The following is a 17,572-nucleotide window of genomic DNA, read 5'->3' on the forward strand; positions in this document are numbered from 1 at the left end:
GCCCATTATGACTTAAAAAAAGCCCTGAGCGGGAGTTTATTTGTCGAACAGATTTAATTCGTCCCAAATACTATCGACTTTTTGTTTGACAGTTTCGTCCATCACAATTGGCTCACCCCACTCTCTATCGGTTTCGCCCGGCAGCTTATTCGTTGCATCCATTCCCATTTTTGAACCTAAACCTGATACAGGTGATGCGAAATCTAAATAGTCAATCGGGGTATTTTCTACCAATGTTGTGTCTCTGGCTGGATCCATCCTAGTTGTGATCGCCCAGATGACATCATTCCAATCACGTGCGTTAACATCATCGTCACAGACAATGACGAACTTTGTGTACATGAACTGGCGCAGGAAAGACCAAACCCCCATCATGACTCGCTTAGCATGACCTGGGTATTGTTTCTTCATGGTGACAATCGCCATTCGATACGAACAGCCTTCTGGTGGTAGATAGAAATCAACAATTTCAGGAAACTGCTTTTGTAAAATAGGAACAAACACTTCGTTTAGTGCAACTCCAAGAATAGCCGGTTCATCCGGCGGTCTGCCAGTGTAAGTGCTGTGATAAATTGGATTATCACGATGGGTAATATGAGTCACCGTGAACACGGGAAACTCATCAACTTCATTGTAGTAACCGGTGTGATCACCATAAGGCCCCTCTGGAGCCGTTTCACCGGGCGCAATGTAACCTTCTAATACGATCTCCGCACTTGCTGGCACTTGTAAATCGTTAGAAATGCTTTTAACAACTTCGGTTTTATCACCTCTTAGCAAACCTGCAAATGCATATTCGGACAGGGTGTCTGGTACCGGCGTCACCGCGCCTAGAATGGTTGCCGGATCAGCACCTAAAGCCACAGAGACAGGATAGTTTTCGCCCGGGTTTTCCTGACACCATTCCTTAAAGTCTAAAGCGCCACCTCGATGCGATAACCAACGCATGATGACCTTATTCTTGGCAATTACTTGCTGGCGATATATGCCCAAGTTCTGACGTTTTTTGTGCGGGCCTCTGGTGACGGACAGCCCCCAAGTAATGAGTGGAGCCGCGTCACCCGGCCAACACCGTTGTATTGGCAGCATGCCGAGATCGACATCATCTCCGCTGATGATGTTTTGTTGGCAAGGTGCTTTTTTAACTTCTTTAGCGGGCATGTTAAGCACCTGCTTAAACACGGGTATTTTGCTCCACAGGTCTTTTAACCCTTTAGGTGGATCCGGCTCTTTAAGAAACGCCAGAAGTTTACCAACCTCTCGTAATGCTTCTACTGATTCTTGACCCATGCCGAGCGCGACGCGCTTGGGAGTACCAAATAGGTTAGCTAATACTGGAACACTTGAACCTTTTGGGTTCTCGAATAAGATAGCGGGACCGCCGGCTCTGAGTGTGCGGTCTGCTATTTCCGTCATCTCTAGCTCGGTATCTATCTCCATTGAAACTCTTTTTAATTCACCCATTTTTTCAAGTTGAGCGATAAAGTCTCTGAGGTCCTTGTATTTCATTTACTCTCCGGTTTGTAACTACTGTAGTTTAATAATGGTTTCTTACATATCTCTTTCGATATCGAGTCGCGTTTGCGCTGGCAACTATTCATTACTTTTTTATTGTAAGCAAGCTTACGTAAAACAGGGAATGAACGTTCACTTCTTTGGCTATTAAATGCAGCGGAAATCACAGCTGACAGGAAAAAAATGAGTTACGCAAACAAGCCACACTACTTAGAAGCCTTAAGTGTAGCAAAGATCCCCAGTCGCTAGTAAAAATATCTTGTCCAGTGCAAGACGTTCAGGGCACTAGCATGTTAATAAATCCTCTTGATTAGAGTTTGCTTTGATACGGTTTTATGAATCCTAATGATGAAATTATTTTTCACTTTTTGTTATTTTAGCCGATAGCAATCTTATATCACTAGCAACAAGATTCGAGGCAAATTAGTGCAAAAAATAATAAATACTCTCCAAGCAATTACGCTAGCCCTTTTTGCATGCAGCCTGATGCCATCCAAAGCGTATTCTCAGCAATTAGAAGCAGTGCAAATTTATAGTCAAGATGAACTCATTAAACTCATTAACGATAATGAACATTTGGAGAGAGTTGTCGCTGATCGTTGCCAACTAGTTCAGGATATTGAGGCGAGAGCGGAAGTACTCATGGTGCCAGCTTATCAATTTCTCTGGGGCGACATGTTGGCCTGGGGAGTTTGTGTTGATGCAGAACCTGAGCGCGGTATTTATTATATGCGAGAAGCCGCCTCCCAGGGCTTAGCGGCAGCGCTAGAACAGCTAGGGCGATATCATGCGAGTGGAAAATTGGTACAAGAAGACAAAAAACGGGCTGTGATTTACTTACGGGAAGCATCTGCGCTGGGCAACCTACGAGCCCAGCTTCAACTTGCGGAGCTATTTATTGATGGATACGGTAGTCCTTATGATTTCGAAGACTTATATCATTGGCTGTATAATGCAATAACTGACGATTCTCGCACGCATCAACGGATAGCGATGTACATGGGTGAATTAGAGTCTTTAATGCATCCAAGAGCTGTGAGGAATGCAAGAAAGCCCCTGATTAACTAGTACACGCAATTAAAAACCTTAATGCAAAATTACAGGCCGCTGAAATAGTATGGTTTCAGCATTCCGTTTGTGATGCCGCTTATAAAATTGAATAGCCACGATCTCTAACTTCCAACAAATTCGTAAAAACGACTAACTCTTTGTCGTTTTGACCATTTATTTAATTCTCAAACCCGTCGATAAATTATAAGCTTATGATTTTTAAAGGGATATTTTGTGGCACTCTAGTTGCTACTCCTACTTTATAAAGCAAAAGAGTCATTTGGTCTAAGGTGTTTTTGCCCAGTAACTCTTTTCTAACTTAGGAGAACGTAATGGAATTGATTTTCGGATTTTTTGGTTTTATCTTGTTTGTTATATTTTGGGCAATTCCCGTAATTGCTATTTGTGTGTCTTCACGGACAAGTGGTGGTGAAAAAGTCGCTTGGATCCTAGCGATGATATTTGTTTCTTGGTTCGCCTTTATATTTTATCTGCTCCTTGCACCACTTAAAGATAACAGATCACGAGCCTAAATTAACTTCACGCTTGTGAAATTCAAAACAGTATTACTAGATAAACTTAGAGGACAGTGATAATGCCAGTCATATTAGAAGACAGACCAATCGAGCAAGTGAAAGAGGAAGTTATCGATATATTGGTACATAACTACAGTCATGCAATTATTTCAAACGAAGCCTTTGAACGTAGGTTAGACAATGTGATTAGTGCAACCACGAATCAGCAAATGATGGACCAAATTGCTGATCTCGACGGGCGCCCCGATCCAGACTTACAAAAACAGAAAGAAGAGCATTTCAGCGTCAATTATGCGAATGAACCCACTGAAGATACAGAAACCTTAGTCAATGTGCTGGGAAGTTCAGACCGCACTGGTCAGTGGACTGCGCCAAAAGAAATAAGAGTCTATACTTTTCTTGGTGGTGCAAAAATAGATTTCACTGATGCACGATTTTCGTCACCGAATACAGTAGTGAAAATTTTTAGCGTGCTTGGTGGTGATAATATATACGTGCCAGAAAACGTGAATGTGGTTTCAAAAGCCGTTTGTGTTCTTGGTAGCTCCGAAAATGCAGCACCATCAATAGCATCTCGTCAAGCACCTACGATTACGATAGAGGGTGTTATGATACTGAGCAGCTTAGAAATTAAAGTGAAAACTAAAATTAAAGAGAAATTGATGGCATTCGCCAACGAAATGAAAGCAATGTTCACAGGCGATTCAATCAGATAATCGCCTGTTCATAATTTTGTCACAGACTTGTTCATAAAACGTTGGTATACTATCGTCGAATTTAATAAAGAAAAGAATGAATGACAGAAGATCCGCATTACTCAAGAGAAAAAGAAAAATACGAAAATCCGGTTGCAAGCCGCGAATACCTACTAGAAATACTTTCCTCATCAAAAAGTCCCCTTAGCTTCCTAGACATTTGTCAGCTTGTAAATGCAAGCGACGAAGACAGCCGTATTGGTGTTCAAAGACGCCTACGCGCCATGGAGCGAGAAGGGCAGGTTAAGTTTACCCGAGACAAAAAATACGAAGTGCAACAAGCCGCAGAGTTAATCCGTGGGCGTGTAATCGGCCATCGTGATGGCTTTGGTTTTTTGAAACACTCCGATACTGAAAAAGATCTATTTATCCATGCCGCACAAATGCAAACCTTGCTGCATGACGATATCGTTGAGGGCACAGAAAGCGGGGTTGATCGCCGTGGACGTATAGAGTTCAGACCTAATCGCGTCATAGAGCCCCGTAAAGAACCTATCGTTGGCCGTTTCTTTATGGAACAAGGTGTGTCGATAGTTATTCCTGATGATAACCGCATTAGCCATGAAATTGTCATACCGCCAGAGGCTCGCAATAGCGCCAGACAAGGCCACGTCGTGATTGTCGAAATTACTCAACGACCACGACGCAAAGTGAATGCCATTGGTAAAGTGATAGAAGTACTCGGCGAACATATGGCGCCTGGCATGGAAATCGAAATGGCACTGAGAAATTTCGATATTCCACATAATTGGCCGAAAGCGGTCACCAAACAAATTGCTAGCTTAACGCCAGAAGTGCCAGAAGAAGCAAAACAAGGTCGTATTGATCTTCGTCAACTTCCTTTAGTGACTATTGACGGCGAGGACGCTCGCGATTTCGATGACGCTGTTTATTGTCAGCCAAATGAAGATGGTGGCTGGCAGTTGTGGGTAGCCATTGCTGATGTGAGTTCCTACGTCAAAATAGGGACTGCGCTAGATGGTGAAGCACAGAATAGAGCCACTTCGGTGTATTTTCCTGAGAAGGTCATTCCGATGCTGCCTGAAGTACTTTCAAATGGTCTTTGCTCGCTAAATCCTGATGTAGATCGCCTATGTATGGTCTGTGAAATGACTATTACGAAGCAGGGTAAACTGAGCGATTACCAATTCTACGAAGCAGTAATGCGTTCGCATGCTCGCTTAACTTACAACAAAGTGTGGGGCATTTTACAAGGTGATGAAACCTTAAATGAACGCTACAAGCAGCATGTACCCTACCTGAACGATCTTTACAGTTTGTTTAAGTCCTTAAAGACTGCTCGTCAGGGGCGTGGTGCTATAGAATTTGAAACGATCGAGAGTAAATTCGTGTTCAACGCTGAGCGCAAAATTTCCCATATTATTGCAATAGAACGCAATGAAGCACATATGCTGATTGAAGAGTGTATGATCATGGCGAATGTTTGCGCTGCGCAGTTCATCGAGAAAAATCAGGCTGAAGCTTTATTTCGTATCCATGATAAACCTGACGAAGATCGTTTAACGACATTTAAAACCTACTTGGCCGAAGTTGGGATACCATTTACGGTCAATGAAACACCATCACCAGCAGATTTCACTGCGGTAATGAAGAAGATTCAGCATCGACCAGATAAAGAATTAATCCAAACCATGCTACTTCGGTCCATGAAGCAAGCTGTTTACGCGCCAGACAATGTGGGTCATTTCGGTTTGGCGCTTGAAGCCTATGCGCACTTTACATCGCCCATTCGTCGCTATCCTGACTTAGTTGTGCATCGTGCGATAAAAGCAATTGTCGACAAGCAGAATGGCCGCAAGTCTAAAACGGGTGGTAAAGCCTATTCGGTCGATGAGGTTGAGCAGCTCGGTGAGCAATGCTCCATGGCAGAAAGAAGAGCAGACGATGCTACACGTGATGTTTCAGACTGGCTTAAATGCGAGTTTATGCAAGACCATGTTGGCGATGCTTTTGAAGGTGTAGTAGCTTCCGTTACCAACTTCGGATTGTTCGTGCGTATTACTGAATTTCAGATAGATGGCCTAGTGCATATTACGTCGCTACCAAGTGACTATTACCACTTTGATGAACAAAAGCAGTGTTTAGTCGGCGAAGGCTCAGGAATGGTCTACCATCTCGGCGATGAAGTGAAAATCAAAGTCGCAGGTGTCAATCTCGATGAGAGAAAAATTGACTTGTTGATTGAGGGCACGACGAAAGCGAGAGCTTCAGTAAAACCACCAAGAAAGCGGAGTCGTTCTAAAGGCGGTGCGAAAAAAGGCAGCGCTAAGTCAAGCATGAACGAAACTGCCTCAAAAGATAAAACTCAAACACCTAGCACTGGTGATGCGAATACCAAAGCACCATCAACGAAAAAGCCAAAACGCACTGGGCGTAAAAAATCAGGTCCAAGGACCAAAGGCGGTAAAGCGTCTAAGAACAAACAACGGAGATAAGTAATGGCACAGCAAGAATTAATATATGGTTTGCATGCCATGACAGCCGTGATTGATAGGGAGCCCGAGCGCATTATTGAAATGTTTGTGCTTAAAGGCCGAGATGATGAACGCTTAACACATATCATTAACCAAGGTCGTCGACATGGGATCAGTATTCAGTTTTGCCAGCGTAAGACACTAGATGATAAGGCTGGCGGTGAGCAACATCAGGGCGTGATCGCACGTGCGAAGCCAGGTAAAGTCTTAGACGAACATGACTTGGACGCCATTCTGTTGAATCAGAGCTCTCCATTTTTGCTATTGCTCGACGGTGTTACTGACCCACATAATTTAGGCGCTTGTTTACGTACAGCCGATGCTGCTGGTGTACATGCGGTGATTGTGCCGAAAGATAAGAGCGCAGCGCTTTCTCCAACCGTGCGCAAGGTTGCGTGCGGAGCTGCGGAAGTGATTCCTCTGATTCAGGTCACAAACCTATCTAGAACAATTAAAAGTTTGCAAGATGCGGGTGTATGGGTAGTTGGGACAGCAGGTGAAGCTGAACAATCTATATACCAGTGCAAGCTAACGGGGCCAACTGCCTTAGTAATGGGCGCTGAAGGAAAGGGCATGCGCCGCTTAACCAGAGAAAATTGTGACGAGTTAATCAAACTGCCTATGGCGGGTTCTGTATCTAGCCTCAATGTATCGGTGGCAACCGGTGTTTGTTTGTATGAAATTGTTAGGCAGCGAGGCGAATAGACTCGTTGCTAACCCCCCCTCTACTTGAGTTTTTATTCAAGGTCTCCATATACTTATGCATGCAGCAGAGGACGCCGCGAAATATAAGTAAATAAACTCAATTCAATTGAAAATTAAACTACCGTTTATGCTTATTTTCTGTTATAGTTTCGCGCCCTTTTTGTAGGGGTGTGGTCTATTTTTTCTGAAATTTCCTTTGAAATCAAGGACGAAATAGCAGCTTAGAGGCTCGTGAGAGTCATAATATTTAACAGCGGAGCACTAAACATGATCCAAATGCAAACTAACCTGGACGTTGCCGATAACTCGGGAGCTCGCAGGGTTCAGTGTATTAAGGTTCTTGGTGGCTCGCATCGCCGTTATGCACATATCGGTGACATCATCAAAGTTACTGTCAAGGAAGCAATTCCTCGCGGTAAAGTTAAGAAAGGTGATGTTCTGAATGCAGTGGTGGTGCGTACTAGAAAAGGCGTTCGTCGCGCTGATGGTTCAACCATTCGTTTCGACAACAACGCAGCTGTTTTGCTTAATGCAAACAAGCAACCAATTGGTACGCGTATTTTTGGCCCGGTCACAAGAGAACTTCGTGGAGATTCATTCATGAAGATCATCTCATTGGCCCCAGAAGTACTTTAAGGAGTCACGATAATGGCTAGAAAAATTCGTCGTGATGATGAAGTAGTCGTATTAGCGGGTAAAGACAAAGGAAAACAAGGCAAAGTCTTGAAAGTACTTGCGTCTGAAGACCGTTTAGTAGTTGAAGGTGTGAACATCATCAAGAAACACCAGAAAGCCAATCCACAGATTGAGCAGCCTGGCGGTATTATTGAGAAAGAAGCAACCATTCATGTGTCTAATGTAGCGTTAGTTAACCCAGCAACGGGTAAAGCTGATCGCGTTGGTTTCCGTGTTGAAGACGAGAAGAAAGTTCGTTTCTTTAAGTCTAACGGCGACTTAGTATAATTATTGGAGAGTACGATGGCGAAACTGCATGATTTCTATAAAGAAACAGTAGTAGCTGAACTTGCAAAGCAGTTCGGGTACAAAAGCGTCATGCAAGTCCCTCGGATTGAAAAAATCACCTTAAACATGGGTTTAGGTGAAGCAGTAGCGGACAAGAAAGTTCTTGAAGCAGCGCAAGCTGATATGGCAGCGATTGCCGGTCAAAAACCTATTGTTACTGTTGCTAGAAAATCTGTTGCGGGTTTTAAAATCCGTGAAGGTTATCCGATTGGCTGTAAAGTAACCCTACGTGGCGAACGTATGTGGGAATTCCTTGAGAGATTAATCTCAATTACTATTCCTCGTATCCGTGACTTCCGTGGTCTTAACCCGAAATCTTTTGACGGTCGAGGCAACTACAGCATGGGTGTTCGTGAACAAATCATCTTCCCTGAAATCGATTTCGATAAAGTGGATAAAGTACGCGGTATGGATATCACTATCACTACCAGTGCAGATACTAACGACGAAGCACATGCTCTTTTGAGTGCGTTTAGCTTCCCGTTTAGAAAATAGGGTGTAAGGGTTATGGCAAAAGAATCAATGAAGGCACGCGAAGCAAAACGTGCCAAGCTGGTAAAACAGTATTCAGCGAAACGTTCAGCGCTTAAAGCGGTGATCAGTGACGTTAACGCTTCTGAAGAAGAGCGTTGGGATGCTGTTCTTAAGCTGCAAAAACTTCCACGTGATTCGTCACCGTCACGTCAGCACAACCGCTGTCGTATAACGGGTCGTCCACATGGTTTCCTTCGCAAATTTGGTCTTTCTCGTATTAAGCTTCGTGAAGCTGCAATGCGTGGTGAAGTCCCTGGCCTTAAAAAAGCTAGCTGGTAAGGAGAGCAGACTATGAGCATGCAAGATCCAATCGCAGATATGTTTACTCGAATTCGTAACGGCCAATTGGCTTCTAAAGTTGCGGTTTCTATGCCTTCTTCTAAAGTACGTGTTGCTATTGCAAAAGTACTAGAAGCTGAAGGTTATATCGAAGGTTCTTCGGTAACTGAAGGTGTTAAGCCTGTTTTAACAGTTACTTTGAAGTATTTCGAAGGTAAAAAAGTAATTGATACAATCGAACGAGTTAGCCGTCCTGGTTTACGCATCTATAAGAAAAAAGATGAGTTACCAAAAGTGATGGGTGGACTTGGGATTGCTATCGTGTCTACCTCAAAAGGTGTGATGACTGACCGTGCTGCGCGTAATGCAGGCATGGGTGGTGAGATCATCGGTTATGTAGCGTAACAGGGGAAGAATTATGTCACGTATAGCAAAAGCACCTGTCGACATCAAATCTGGCGTTGAAATTAAAATCGCCGGCCAAGAAGTCACAGTAAAAGGTAGTAAAGGTACATTAACTCGCGTATTTAACGACGCTGTTGAAGTAGTACAAGAAGAGAGCCAGTTAAAAGCACTTCCTCGTGAAGGTTTCGCTAACAACTGGGCTCAAGCTGGTACCGCTCGCGCATTGTTAGATCAGATGGTAGTTGGTGTTACTGATGGTTTTGAGAAGAAACTTCAACTTAATGGTGTTGGTTACCGTGCACAAGCACAAGGTAGCAAACTTAACCTTACGTTGGGCTTTTCACACCCTGTCGTCTACGAAATGCCACAAGGCATCAGCGTAGAAACCCCTACACAGACTGAAATCGTTGTTAAAGGCACCGATAAGCAGGTTGTAGGTCAGGTTGCAGCTAACATCCGCGCCTATCGTCCACCAGAGCCTTATAAAGGTAAGGGTGTTCGTTACGCAGATGAAACTGTGCGTCGTAAAGAAGCTAAGAAAAAGTAGGTAGGTAATACGATGGATAAGAAATCAGCTCGCTTACGTCGCGCCACTCGCGCCCGTAAGAAAATCAGTGAGTTAGGTGCACATCGCTTGGTTATTAACCGTACACCTCGCCACATCTATGCTCAGTTAATCGCGCCAAGTGGTTCTGAAGTATTGGCAGCAGCTTCTACTGTAGAAAAAGATCTTAAGGGTTCTTTAAAAGCTACAGGCAACGCAGAGGCAGCAGCGGCAGTAGGTAAAGCGATCGCAGAACGTGCTATCGATAAAGGCATTAAGCAAGTTGCCTTCGATAGAAGTGGATTTAAATATCATGGTCGTGTGAAAGCACTGGCTGATGCCGCTCGTGAAGCGGGTCTTCAGTTCTAGGAGTTTAAAATGGCTAAAGTAGAAGTTCAACAACAGGGTGACTTGTTAGAAAAGCTAATCGCCGTAAACCGCGTATCAAAAGTTGTTAAAGGTGGTCGCATCTTTAGTTTCACAGCTTTGACAGTGGTTGGTGATGGCAATGGCCGCGTTGGTTTTGGTTACGGTAAGGCACGTGAAGTACCTGCTGCTATCCAAAAAGCAATGGAAAAGGCACGTCGTAACTTAGTCGACGTAGACCTTAACGGCAATACATTACAACACCCAATTAAAGGTCGTCATTCAGGCTCTAAAGTTTACATGCAGCCTGCATCTGAAGGTACCGGTATTATTGCCGGTGGTGCGATGCGTGCAGTACTTGAAGTGGCTGGTGTTCAGAACGTACTTTCAAAATGCTACGGTTCTACAAACCCAATTAACGTTGTTCGCGCAACAGTCAACGCTCTAGTGGAAATGAATTCGCCAGAGAAGATTGCTGCAAAACGTGGTTTGTCAGTCAAAGATATTTTGGGGTAATCGAACATGTCTAAGATGATTAAAGTAAAGCAAACTAAAAGCTCTATCGGGCGTCTTCCTAAGCACAAAGCCACTTTGGTTGGTTTAGGTTTACGTAAAATCGGACAAGTACGTGAGTTGGAAGATACTCCGTCAGTTCGTGGCATGATCAACCGTGTTCAATACATGGTTGAGATAGTTGAGGAGTAATCTATGAGACTTAATACTCTTGCTCCTGCCGAAGGAGCTAAACATTCAGGTAAACGTGTTGGTCGCGGTATCGGTTCTGGCTTAGGCAAAACTGGTGGTCGTGGTCATAAAGGTCAAAAGTCTCGCTCTGGCGGGTCTGTTAAACCTGGTTTTGAGGGCGGTCAAATGCCTATTCAACGCCGTTTGCCGAAATTCGGTTTTACGTCACGTAAATCGTTTGTGTCTGACCAAGTTACACTTAGTGAAATTGCTAAGGTAGAAGGCGATATCGTTACTGTTGATACTTTAAAAGCAGCAGGTCTCATCAAGAAAGAGATCATGTTCGTTAAAGTGATGAAGAGTGGCGAAATTAATCGTGCTGTTACCTTAAGCGGGATCCGAGTGAGCAAAGGCGCACTTGAAGCGATTAACGCGGCTGGCGGTAAAGTAGAGGAATAAGCTAAATGGCAAAACCAGGACTAAATTCAGGAGCAGGTGGCGGACTAAGTGAACTTAAGTCTCGCTTGTTGTTTGTTCTTGGAGCAATTATCGTGTTTAGGCTAGGTTCGTATGTGCCTATCCCTGGTATTGATGCAAACGTGTTAGCTCAGTTATTTGAGCAACAGAAAGGCACTATCGTAGAAATGATGAATATGTTCTCCGGTGGTGCTCTTGAGCGCGCTTCTGTACTTGCTTTAGGGATTATGCCTTACATTACAGCTTCTATTATTGTGCAATTGCTTTCGCATATGTACCCTCCATTGATGGAGCTTAAAAAAGAAGGTGAAGCGGGTAGACGTAAGATTAGTCAATATACAAGGTATCTAACCTTAATATTAGCGATATTCCAGTCAGTGGGTATTGCTACTGGTTTGCCAAACTTAGTGCAAGGTTTAGTGATTAACCCTGGCCTAGGTTTCTATTTTACAGCTATCGTGAGTTTGGTTACCGGCACCATGTTTTTGATGTGGTTAGGTGAGCAAATTACAGAACGCGGCATTGGAAATGGTATTTCGATACTTATTTTCGCTGGTATCGTAGCGGGTTTACCAACAGCGATTGGTCAAACTGCAGAGCAAGCAAGGTTGGGTGAAATAAACCTTCTGTTCTTGTGTGTTATCGGTGCCATCATTATTGCACTTACCTATCTGGTTGTTTTCGTAGAGCGTGCGCAACGTCGCATCGTTGTAAACTACGCTAAGCGCCAGCAGGGACGTAAAGTATTTGCAGCGCAAAGTTCACATTTACCGCTTAAGGTAAACATGGCTGGTGTTATTCCACCAATCTTTGCGTCTAGTATTATACTTTTCCCGAGCACGTTAGCGGGTATGGTTGGCCAGAATGAGTCTTTCTCTTTCTTGACTGACATCTCATTGGCGTTGTCTCCGGGTAATCCTTTATATGTAATGCTTTATGCTGCAACGATTATTTTCTTCTGCTTCTTCTATACAGCATTAGTTTTTAATCCTCGCGAAACAGCTGATAATTTGAAGAAATCTGGCGCTTTTGTTCCTGGCATTCGTCCAGGCGAGCAAACCTCTCGTTATATCGATAAGGTGATGACTCGTTTAACACTAGCCGGTGCTCTCTATATTACTTTTGTTTGTTTGGTGCCTGAGTTCTTACTATTGTGGTTTAACGTTCCGTTTTACTTCGGTGGTACATCACTACTCATTATATGTGTTGTGGTAATGGACTTTATGGCGCAGGTGCAGACCCATTTGATGTCACATCAATACGGGGATGTTCTTAAAAAAGCTAATCTTAAAGGCTAGTCCTTTAAGTTAGCCAATTACGGAGTGATGTAATGAAAGTTCGTGCATCCGTTAAAAAGATTTGCCGTAACTGCAAGATCATTAAACGTAACGGCGTTGTTAGAGTGATCTGTGTAGAGCCTAAGCATAAGCAAAGGCAAGGTTAATCACTACTCTTAGAAATAAGAGTAACAGTTGGTTTTTAATATCGGGTTGCTGTACTAGCGCCCGAGCCTTAAAACCTTTATTTGCAATTTAGTTGCTGGGTAAGTATCCTATCGGGCTTTTTAGGCTAGCAACAATAATTTAGAGGAGTGCTGTTAATGGCCCGTATCGCTGGCATTAACATTCCTGATCACAAACATGCCGTCATCGCTATCCAAGCGATCTTCGGTATCGGCGCAACGAGAGCGAAAGTAATCTGCGCAGGTGCTGGTGTATCAGAATCAACCAAGATCAAAGATCTTGATGAGGCGACTATTGATAAACTTCGTGACGAAGTTGCAAAATTCACAGTTGAAGGTGACCTTCGCCGTGAAGTATCAATGAGTATTAAACGTTTGATGGACCTAGGTTGCTTCCGTGGTATTCGCCACCGTCGTAGCTTACCTCTACGTGGTCAACGCACTAAAACAAATGCGCGCACCCGTAAAGGTCCTCGTAAACCTATTAAAAAGTAAGCGAGGGTTACAATGGCTAAAGCTCCTACTCGCGCCCGCAAGCGCGTAAAACGTCAAGTTGCTGATGGTATGGCTCATATCCATGCTTCTTTCAACAACACAATTGTGACTATCACTGACCGTCAGGGTAACGCTCTATCTTGGGCAACTTCTGGTGGATCTGGTTTCCGTGGCTCACGTAAGTCAACTCCTTTTGCTGCACAGGTTGCTGCTGAAAGAGCTGGCGTTGCTGCTCAGGAATACGGCTTGAAGAACATTGAAGTGTTCGTTAAAGGCCCAGGTCCAGGTCGTGAATCTGCAATCCGTGCATTAAATGCAACGGGTTACAAGATCACAAATATTACCGATGTGACACCTATACCTCACAACGGTTGTCGTCCACCGAAAAAACGTCGCGTTTAATCGACGGACAGTTGGAGAAAGATCATGGCTAGATATTTGGGTCCAAAACTCAAACTAAGTCGTCGTGAAGGAACTGATTTGTTCCTTAAGAGCGGCGTAAGAGCAATTGAAAGCAAGTGTAAGATTGATACAGCACCAGGTCAGCACGGCGCCCGTCGCGGTCGTTTGTCTGATTACGGCGTTCAATTGCGTGAAAAGCAAAAAGTACGTCGTATGTACGGTGTATTAGAAAAACAGTTTAGAAACTACTATAAAGAAGCAGCGCGCCTTAAAGGCAACACAGGTGAAAACTTGTTGCAGCTTCTAGAACAGCGTTTAGATAACGTTGTTTACCGTATGGGTTTTGCAAGCACTCGTGCTGAAGCTCGCCAACTAGTTAGCCACAAAGCTATCGTAGTGAACGGTAAAGTAGTGAACATTCCATCTTTCAACGTAAAAGCTGAAGATGTGGTTGCTGTTCGTGAAAAGGCGAAAAAACAGGCTCGTATTGTTTCTGCACTAGAATTAGCAGACCAACGCGAGAAACCAACTTGGTTGGAAGTTGACAACACGAAAATGGAAGGCGTTTTTAAACGTGTTCCAGAAAGAACGGATTTGTCTGCGGACATTAACGAACAGTTGATTGTCGAACTTTACTCTAAGTAAAGATTAACTAAAGAGGATACATTGTGGGTTCAGTGACCGAATTCCTAAAGCCAAGATTAGTTGAAATTGAAAATGTTTCACCTACTCGTGCAAAAGTAACACTTGAGCCTTTAGAGCGAGGCTTCGGCCATACTCTAGGTAATGCATTACGCCGTATCTTACTTTCGTCTATGCCAGGTTGTGCAGTGACTGAAGTGGAAATCGATGGTGTATTACATGAGTACAGCACTAAAGAAGGTGTTCAAGAAGACGTAATCGAAATTTTGCTTAACCTTAAAGGACTAGCAGTTCGTCTTGAAGGTAAAACCGAAGCAACGCTTACACTAGTTAAGTCTGGTGCTGGCCCTGTTGTTGCCGGCGATATCCAGCACGATGGTGACGTTGAGATCGTAAATCCAGAGCATGTAATTTGTACTTTAACTGGCGAAGCTGAATTAAGCATGCGCATTAAAGTAGAAATGGGCCGAGGTTATGTTCCAGCTTCAACTCGTCGTTCCTCTGAAGATGATGATCGTCCAATTGGTCGTTTATTAGTTGATGCTTCATACAGCCCTGTAGAGCGTATTGCTTATTCTGTTGAGTCTGCTCGTGTTGAACAACGCACAGATTTAGATAAGTTAATCATCGATATGGAAACTAACGGAACACTAGATCCGGAAGAAGCCATTCGTCGTTCTGCTACTATCTTAGCCGAGCAGTTAGATGCTTTCGTAGAATTACGTGACATCTCTGAGCCAGTTGAGAAAGAAGAGAAACCAGAATTTGATCCAATTCTACTTCGTCCTGTGGACGACTTAGAACTGACTGTTCGTTCTGCAAACTGTTTGAAAGCGGAAGCTATCCAATATATTGGTGACCTGGTACAGCGTACTGAAGTAGAACTTCTGAAAACGCCTAACTTAGGTAAGAAGTCGCTTACAGAAATTAAAGATGTACTGGCATCTCGTGGACTGTCTCTAGGTATGCGCCTAGAAAACTGGCCACCAGAGTCAATCGCTGAAAAAGATTAATCAGGTTTTAGATAAACTGATTTGTAAAGAAGGATATAGCTATGCGCCATCGTAAGAGTGGTAGACAGTTAAATCGTAACAGCAGCCACAGACAAGCAATGTTTAAAAACATGGCTAGTTCGTTGGTTAAACACGAAGTTATTAAAACTACGTTGCCAAAAGCGAAAGAACTGCGTCGAGTAATAGAACCGCTAATCACTTTAGCTAAGCAAGACAGCGTTGCAAACCGTCGTCTTGCAATGGCAAGAACTGGTGATAAAGAAGTGGTAGGTAAATTGTTTAACGAATTGGGCCCGCGTTACGACGCTCGTCCAGGCGGCTACAGCCGTATTTTGAAGTGTGGTTTCCGTGCAGGTGACAACGCTCCAATGGCTTTCGTTGAATTAGTTGACCGTCCAGTTGTTGAAGCTGAAGAAGTAGCTGAAGCAGTTGAAGAATAAACAAGCCTTTGGTTTGTAAATAAAAACCCAGCTTTTAGCGCTGGGTTTTTTTATGTCCAGAGATTTCTTTAAAATAGGATACTTATCGGGTTCTGTTAGTTCTATTGAAATTTAAGGGAAGGGCGTTAAAGTGAAAAGGAAGCTAGAGATGAAAAGTATTTTTGGTATTGTAGCGTGTTTGTGCCTGCCCTCATGTGTCACGATAGAAAGCCCTGATAATCTAATATCAGACACAATTAAAGCTGGTAAAGAAGTCTATCAAGATATAAAAAAGAGTAAAAATAACAGTGAGTCGGAACAGGAAGCTAAAAAAGAGCCTGCTGATACTTCTGTTGTGGTCGCGTCTGAAATGGATAAAGAAGAAAATACCTTTATCAACACATATCCGCTAGAAAACATGGATAATGAATTAAACGCAATGCAATCATGTATGTCTGAACTCATTGAAGATACAAGAAGGTCTTTGAATTTGTATTCGCTAGATGTGCTAAGTAGGACTTACGAGAACATTACTGCTGATAATGTTGACGTTGTACAGTGTAAAATTACTATAAAACGATAGTGCCATTGATCATGTGCCAGTTTGCTATTTGAAGCATGCTGGTTTTACTCTTGGTTTGAAAGCAGTGTTGGCTTATTGGTTTTTATAATACTTACCTACAAGAACACTAGCTTGTACATCGCTTAACCCGCCTCTTTTAGCGCTCGCACTCACCAAGTCTTGGTTTATACCTCTTTGTTCTGCAAGTTGCACCAACCTTTCAACAGCTTCGGGATGTTTAGCTAATTGTTCCACTGAAATGATAATCATTGACTCAGATTCAGTCGAATCTTCAGGAAATAACGCCAAAAGAGCATCAACAACATACTTACCGACTAAGGGTACCTCTTGAATCGTGGTGACTAATACGTCAATCGTTTTATTTGGGTAAGACTTCGCCAGCGTTTTCGCAATTTGGTCAGCAGAGTCAGGTTCCATATTTACCGCTGTGCGGACAATTTCAGTAAATTGATCAGGTGAGAACTTACACGCAGCTTCAGTTGCATACTCTGCATAGCTAGGTTCTGCATTGATAGCTAGGGTGACTAACTCCGTTGCCGGTGCTAGCTTTTTCTCTAGAGCGAGTTTTATAACATCGTCAACATACGCTGGTTGTGTTGAAACTGCTGCCGACACAATCTGTCTATATTTCTCTGGATATGTATCTAAAGCAATATTCACTAATTCGTAGGTGTTTTCCGGGTATCGAGCCAAAACGGTTCGGATTGCTCGACCAACGGAGTTACTGCTTCTAACTTGTTGCTTTAAGAAATGACTAGACTGAGCAAAAGATTCTTTGTCTTCGGTCTCCTGTGCAAGGCATGGAGCGCTAACTAATAACAAAGTACTAAGGGTAACTGCAGCTAATTTCATCTCTATAAATCCTCTTCCGTTTTACTCTTATCGGCACAACAAGATTTTGTAACAGGAATGTTAAGGTACGCCTTTGGTGAAAAATATCAACTTTTATGCGTATTAGGGTTGACCTATTCGTATAAATGACTACAATGCGCGTCGCTTTAGGGGATTAAGTTCCCGTCTAGCAAGTTAAGACTGCTTTAACGCTGTTAAGTTCATTATTACATTACTGTTTATCAGCAAGTATAAGAGCTTAAAATACAGTTAAGCAAAAATCTAAAATAAATTGATTTTTAGTCTTGACAATAAATTGGATGTAGGTAGTATACGCATCCCGCTTGAGACGGCACA

Annotated in this window: 25 protein-coding genes; 23 read left to right on the forward strand and 2 right to left on the reverse strand. The window is 43.2% G+C overall.

Translation table 11 applies throughout. The annotated features are described in order from the left end of the window. Window positions 1-36 precede the first annotated feature (36 nt). On the reverse strand, window positions 37-1,509 hold the full coding sequence (ubiD, locus tag RM556_RS10530; protein ID WP_311361314.1) for a 4-hydroxy-3-polyprenylbenzoate decarboxylase: 1,473 nt from the start codon (window positions 1,507-1,509) through the stop codon (window positions 37-39). Between the two features lie 492 nt (window positions 1,510-2,001). Between ubiD and RM556_RS10535 the strand changes: the two genes are divergently transcribed. The 23 genes from RM556_RS10535 to RM556_RS10645 all read left to right on the forward strand — a co-directional run bounded on the left by RM556_RS10535 (window position 2,002) and on the right by RM556_RS10645 (window position 16,384). Continuing rightward, window positions 2,002-2,583, forward strand: a complete 582-nt coding sequence (locus RM556_RS10535; RefSeq protein WP_311361365.1) for a tetratricopeptide repeat protein — start codon at window positions 2,002-2,004, stop codon at window positions 2,581-2,583. A gap of 314 nt (window positions 2,584-2,897) precedes the next feature. Continuing rightward, window positions 2,898-3,098 carry a PLDc N-terminal domain-containing protein gene (locus RM556_RS10540; RefSeq protein ID WP_311361315.1) on the forward strand — a complete coding sequence of 67 codons (201 nt, stop codon included), beginning with the start codon at window positions 2,898-2,900 and terminating at the stop codon, window positions 3,096-3,098. Window positions 3,099-3,160: 62 nt separating this feature from the next. Next, window positions 3,161-3,817, forward strand: coding sequence for a LiaF domain-containing protein (locus tag RM556_RS10545; RefSeq protein WP_311361316.1), 657 nt, complete (start codon window positions 3,161-3,163; stop codon window positions 3,815-3,817). 80 nt (window positions 3,818-3,897) lie between these two features. Next, complete coding sequence (gene rnr / locus RM556_RS10550; protein ID WP_311374566.1) at window positions 3,898-6,312, forward strand: ribonuclease R; 2,415 nt, start codon at window positions 3,898-3,900, stop codon at window positions 6,310-6,312. A 3-nt stretch (window positions 6,313-6,315) separates the two neighbouring features. Next, a complete protein-coding gene (gene rlmB, locus RM556_RS10555) occupies window positions 6,316-7,056 on the forward strand; it encodes a 23S rRNA (guanosine(2251)-2'-O)-methyltransferase RlmB (protein WP_311361318.1) in 741 nt (246 codons plus the stop codon). A gap of 267 nt (window positions 7,057-7,323) precedes the next feature. Beyond that, the gene (gene rplN, locus RM556_RS10560; RefSeq protein ID WP_008846203.1) at window positions 7,324-7,692 is read left to right on the forward strand and encodes a 50S ribosomal protein L14; all 369 of its coding nucleotides are present in this window, start codon (window positions 7,324-7,326) and stop codon (window positions 7,690-7,692) included. 12 nt (window positions 7,693-7,704) lie between these two features. Continuing rightward, entirely contained in the window at window positions 7,705-8,019 is a 315-nt protein-coding gene (rplX, locus tag RM556_RS10565) for a 50S ribosomal protein L24 (protein WP_311361319.1), read from the forward strand. A gap of 15 nt (window positions 8,020-8,034) precedes the next feature. Continuing rightward, complete coding sequence (gene rplE / locus RM556_RS10570; protein ID WP_195733722.1) at window positions 8,035-8,574, forward strand: 50S ribosomal protein L5; 540 nt, start codon at window positions 8,035-8,037, stop codon at window positions 8,572-8,574. 12 nt (window positions 8,575-8,586) lie between these two features. Next, window positions 8,587-8,892, forward strand: a complete 306-nt coding sequence (gene rpsN / locus RM556_RS10575) for a 30S ribosomal protein S14 (protein ID WP_311361320.1) — start codon at window positions 8,587-8,589, stop codon at window positions 8,890-8,892. A gap of 12 nt (window positions 8,893-8,904) precedes the next feature. Further along, window positions 8,905-9,297 carry a 30S ribosomal protein S8 gene (gene rpsH, locus RM556_RS10580; protein WP_311361321.1) on the forward strand — a complete coding sequence of 131 codons (393 nt, stop codon included), beginning with the start codon at window positions 8,905-8,907 and terminating at the stop codon, window positions 9,295-9,297. 13 nt (window positions 9,298-9,310) lie between these two features. Beyond that, window positions 9,311-9,844, forward strand: a complete 534-nt coding sequence (gene rplF / locus RM556_RS10585) for a 50S ribosomal protein L6 (protein ID WP_311361322.1) — start codon at window positions 9,311-9,313, stop codon at window positions 9,842-9,844. Between the two features lie 12 nt (window positions 9,845-9,856). Beyond that, window positions 9,857-10,210: a 50S ribosomal protein L18 gene (gene rplR, locus RM556_RS10590; RefSeq protein ID WP_311361323.1), complete on the forward strand. Its 354-nt coding sequence runs from the start codon at window positions 9,857-9,859 to the stop codon at window positions 10,208-10,210. Between the two features lie 9 nt (window positions 10,211-10,219). Continuing rightward, a complete protein-coding gene (rpsE, locus tag RM556_RS10595) occupies window positions 10,220-10,723 on the forward strand; it encodes a 30S ribosomal protein S5 (RefSeq protein ID WP_110428000.1) in 504 nt (167 codons plus the stop codon). 6 nt (window positions 10,724-10,729) lie between these two features. Continuing rightward, on the forward strand, window positions 10,730-10,912 hold the full coding sequence (gene rpmD / locus RM556_RS10600; RefSeq protein ID WP_014107681.1) for a 50S ribosomal protein L30: 183 nt from the start codon (window positions 10,730-10,732) through the stop codon (window positions 10,910-10,912). Window positions 10,913-10,915: 3 nt separating this feature from the next. Continuing rightward, window positions 10,916-11,350, forward strand: coding sequence for a 50S ribosomal protein L15 (gene rplO / locus RM556_RS10605; RefSeq protein WP_311361324.1), 435 nt, complete (start codon window positions 10,916-10,918; stop codon window positions 11,348-11,350). Window positions 11,351-11,355: 5 nt separating this feature from the next. Continuing rightward, entirely contained in the window at window positions 11,356-12,666 is a 1,311-nt protein-coding gene (gene secY, locus RM556_RS10610) for a preprotein translocase subunit SecY (protein ID WP_311374567.1), read from the forward strand. 32 nt (window positions 12,667-12,698) lie between these two features. Further along, complete coding sequence (rpmJ, locus tag RM556_RS10615) at window positions 12,699-12,812, forward strand: 50S ribosomal protein L36 (protein WP_075607266.1); 114 nt, start codon at window positions 12,699-12,701, stop codon at window positions 12,810-12,812. Between the two features lie 156 nt (window positions 12,813-12,968). After that, entirely contained in the window at window positions 12,969-13,325 is a 357-nt protein-coding gene (gene rpsM, locus RM556_RS10620) for a 30S ribosomal protein S13 (protein WP_195733731.1), read from the forward strand. A 12-nt stretch (window positions 13,326-13,337) separates the two neighbouring features. Beyond that, entirely contained in the window at window positions 13,338-13,727 is a 390-nt protein-coding gene (gene rpsK, locus RM556_RS10625; RefSeq protein ID WP_311361326.1) for a 30S ribosomal protein S11, read from the forward strand. A gap of 24 nt (window positions 13,728-13,751) precedes the next feature. After that, window positions 13,752-14,372, forward strand: a complete 621-nt coding sequence (gene rpsD, locus RM556_RS10630; protein ID WP_311374568.1) for a 30S ribosomal protein S4 — start codon at window positions 13,752-13,754, stop codon at window positions 14,370-14,372. A 20-nt stretch (window positions 14,373-14,392) separates the two neighbouring features. Beyond that, window positions 14,393-15,382 (forward strand): DNA-directed RNA polymerase subunit alpha, encoded by a 990-nt coding sequence (locus RM556_RS10635; RefSeq protein ID WP_311361366.1) that lies wholly within the window; start codon window positions 14,393-14,395, stop codon window positions 15,380-15,382. Between the two features lie 41 nt (window positions 15,383-15,423). Continuing rightward, complete coding sequence (rplQ, locus tag RM556_RS10640) at window positions 15,424-15,822, forward strand: 50S ribosomal protein L17 (RefSeq protein ID WP_311361328.1); 399 nt, start codon at window positions 15,424-15,426, stop codon at window positions 15,820-15,822. A gap of 148 nt (window positions 15,823-15,970) precedes the next feature. Next, window positions 15,971-16,384 carry a hypothetical protein gene (locus RM556_RS10645; protein ID WP_311361329.1) on the forward strand — a complete coding sequence of 138 codons (414 nt, stop codon included), beginning with the start codon at window positions 15,971-15,973 and terminating at the stop codon, window positions 16,382-16,384. Window positions 16,385-16,456: 72 nt separating this feature from the next. On the opposite strand, the gene RM556_RS10650 is transcribed toward RM556_RS10645, so the two are convergent. Continuing rightward, window positions 16,457-17,236, reverse strand: a complete 780-nt coding sequence (locus tag RM556_RS10650; RefSeq protein WP_311374569.1) for a hypothetical protein — start codon at window positions 17,234-17,236, stop codon at window positions 16,457-16,459. Between the last annotated feature and the right edge of the window lie 336 nt (window positions 17,237-17,572).

This window comes from Alteromonas sp. W364 (assembly GCF_031846205.1).
Lineage (GTDB): Bacteria > Pseudomonadota > Gammaproteobacteria > Enterobacterales > Alteromonadaceae > Glaciecola > Glaciecola blandensis.

Bases quoted from the DNA above. Each gene is read 5' to 3' on its own strand.
- ubiD (WP_311361314.1), bottom strand. From the start codon at position 1,509: ATGAAATACAAGGACCTCAGAGACTTTATCGCTCAACTTGAAAAAATG.
- RM556_RS10535 (WP_311361365.1), top strand. From the start codon at position 2,002: ATGCCATCCAAAGCGTATTCTCAGCAATTAGAAGCAGTGCAAATTTAT.
- RM556_RS10540 (WP_311361315.1), top strand. From the start codon at position 2,898: ATGGAATTGATTTTCGGATTTTTTGGTTTTATCTTGTTTGTTATATTT.
- RM556_RS10545 (WP_311361316.1), top strand. From the start codon at position 3,161: ATGCCAGTCATATTAGAAGACAGACCAATCGAGCAAGTGAAAGAGGAA.
- rnr (WP_311374566.1), top strand. From the start codon at position 3,898: ATGACAGAAGATCCGCATTACTCAAGAGAAAAAGAAAAATACGAAAAT.
- rlmB (WP_311361318.1), top strand. From the start codon at position 6,316: ATGGCACAGCAAGAATTAATATATGGTTTGCATGCCATGACAGCCGTG.
- rplN (WP_008846203.1), top strand. From the start codon at position 7,324: ATGATCCAAATGCAAACTAACCTGGACGTTGCCGATAACTCGGGAGCT.
- rplX (WP_311361319.1), top strand. From the start codon at position 7,705: ATGGCTAGAAAAATTCGTCGTGATGATGAAGTAGTCGTATTAGCGGGT.
- rplE (WP_195733722.1), top strand. From the start codon at position 8,035: ATGGCGAAACTGCATGATTTCTATAAAGAAACAGTAGTAGCTGAACTT.
- rpsN (WP_311361320.1), top strand. From the start codon at position 8,587: ATGGCAAAAGAATCAATGAAGGCACGCGAAGCAAAACGTGCCAAGCTG.
- rpsH (WP_311361321.1), top strand. From the start codon at position 8,905: ATGAGCATGCAAGATCCAATCGCAGATATGTTTACTCGAATTCGTAAC.
- rplF (WP_311361322.1), top strand. From the start codon at position 9,311: ATGTCACGTATAGCAAAAGCACCTGTCGACATCAAATCTGGCGTTGAA.
- rplR (WP_311361323.1), top strand. From the start codon at position 9,857: ATGGATAAGAAATCAGCTCGCTTACGTCGCGCCACTCGCGCCCGTAAG.
- rpsE (WP_110428000.1), top strand. From the start codon at position 10,220: ATGGCTAAAGTAGAAGTTCAACAACAGGGTGACTTGTTAGAAAAGCTA.
- rpmD (WP_014107681.1), top strand. From the start codon at position 10,730: ATGTCTAAGATGATTAAAGTAAAGCAAACTAAAAGCTCTATCGGGCGT.
- rplO (WP_311361324.1), top strand. From the start codon at position 10,916: ATGAGACTTAATACTCTTGCTCCTGCCGAAGGAGCTAAACATTCAGGT.
- secY (WP_311374567.1), top strand. From the start codon at position 11,356: ATGGCAAAACCAGGACTAAATTCAGGAGCAGGTGGCGGACTAAGTGAA.
- rpmJ (WP_075607266.1), top strand. From the start codon at position 12,699: ATGAAAGTTCGTGCATCCGTTAAAAAGATTTGCCGTAACTGCAAGATC.
- rpsM (WP_195733731.1), top strand. From the start codon at position 12,969: ATGGCCCGTATCGCTGGCATTAACATTCCTGATCACAAACATGCCGTC.
- rpsK (WP_311361326.1), top strand. From the start codon at position 13,338: ATGGCTAAAGCTCCTACTCGCGCCCGCAAGCGCGTAAAACGTCAAGTT.
- rpsD (WP_311374568.1), top strand. From the start codon at position 13,752: ATGGCTAGATATTTGGGTCCAAAACTCAAACTAAGTCGTCGTGAAGGA.
- rplQ (WP_311361328.1), top strand. From the start codon at position 15,424: ATGCGCCATCGTAAGAGTGGTAGACAGTTAAATCGTAACAGCAGCCAC.
- RM556_RS10645 (WP_311361329.1), top strand. From the start codon at position 15,971: ATGAAAAGTATTTTTGGTATTGTAGCGTGTTTGTGCCTGCCCTCATGT.
- RM556_RS10650 (WP_311374569.1), bottom strand. From the start codon at position 17,236: ATGAAATTAGCTGCAGTTACCCTTAGTACTTTGTTATTAGTTAGCGCT.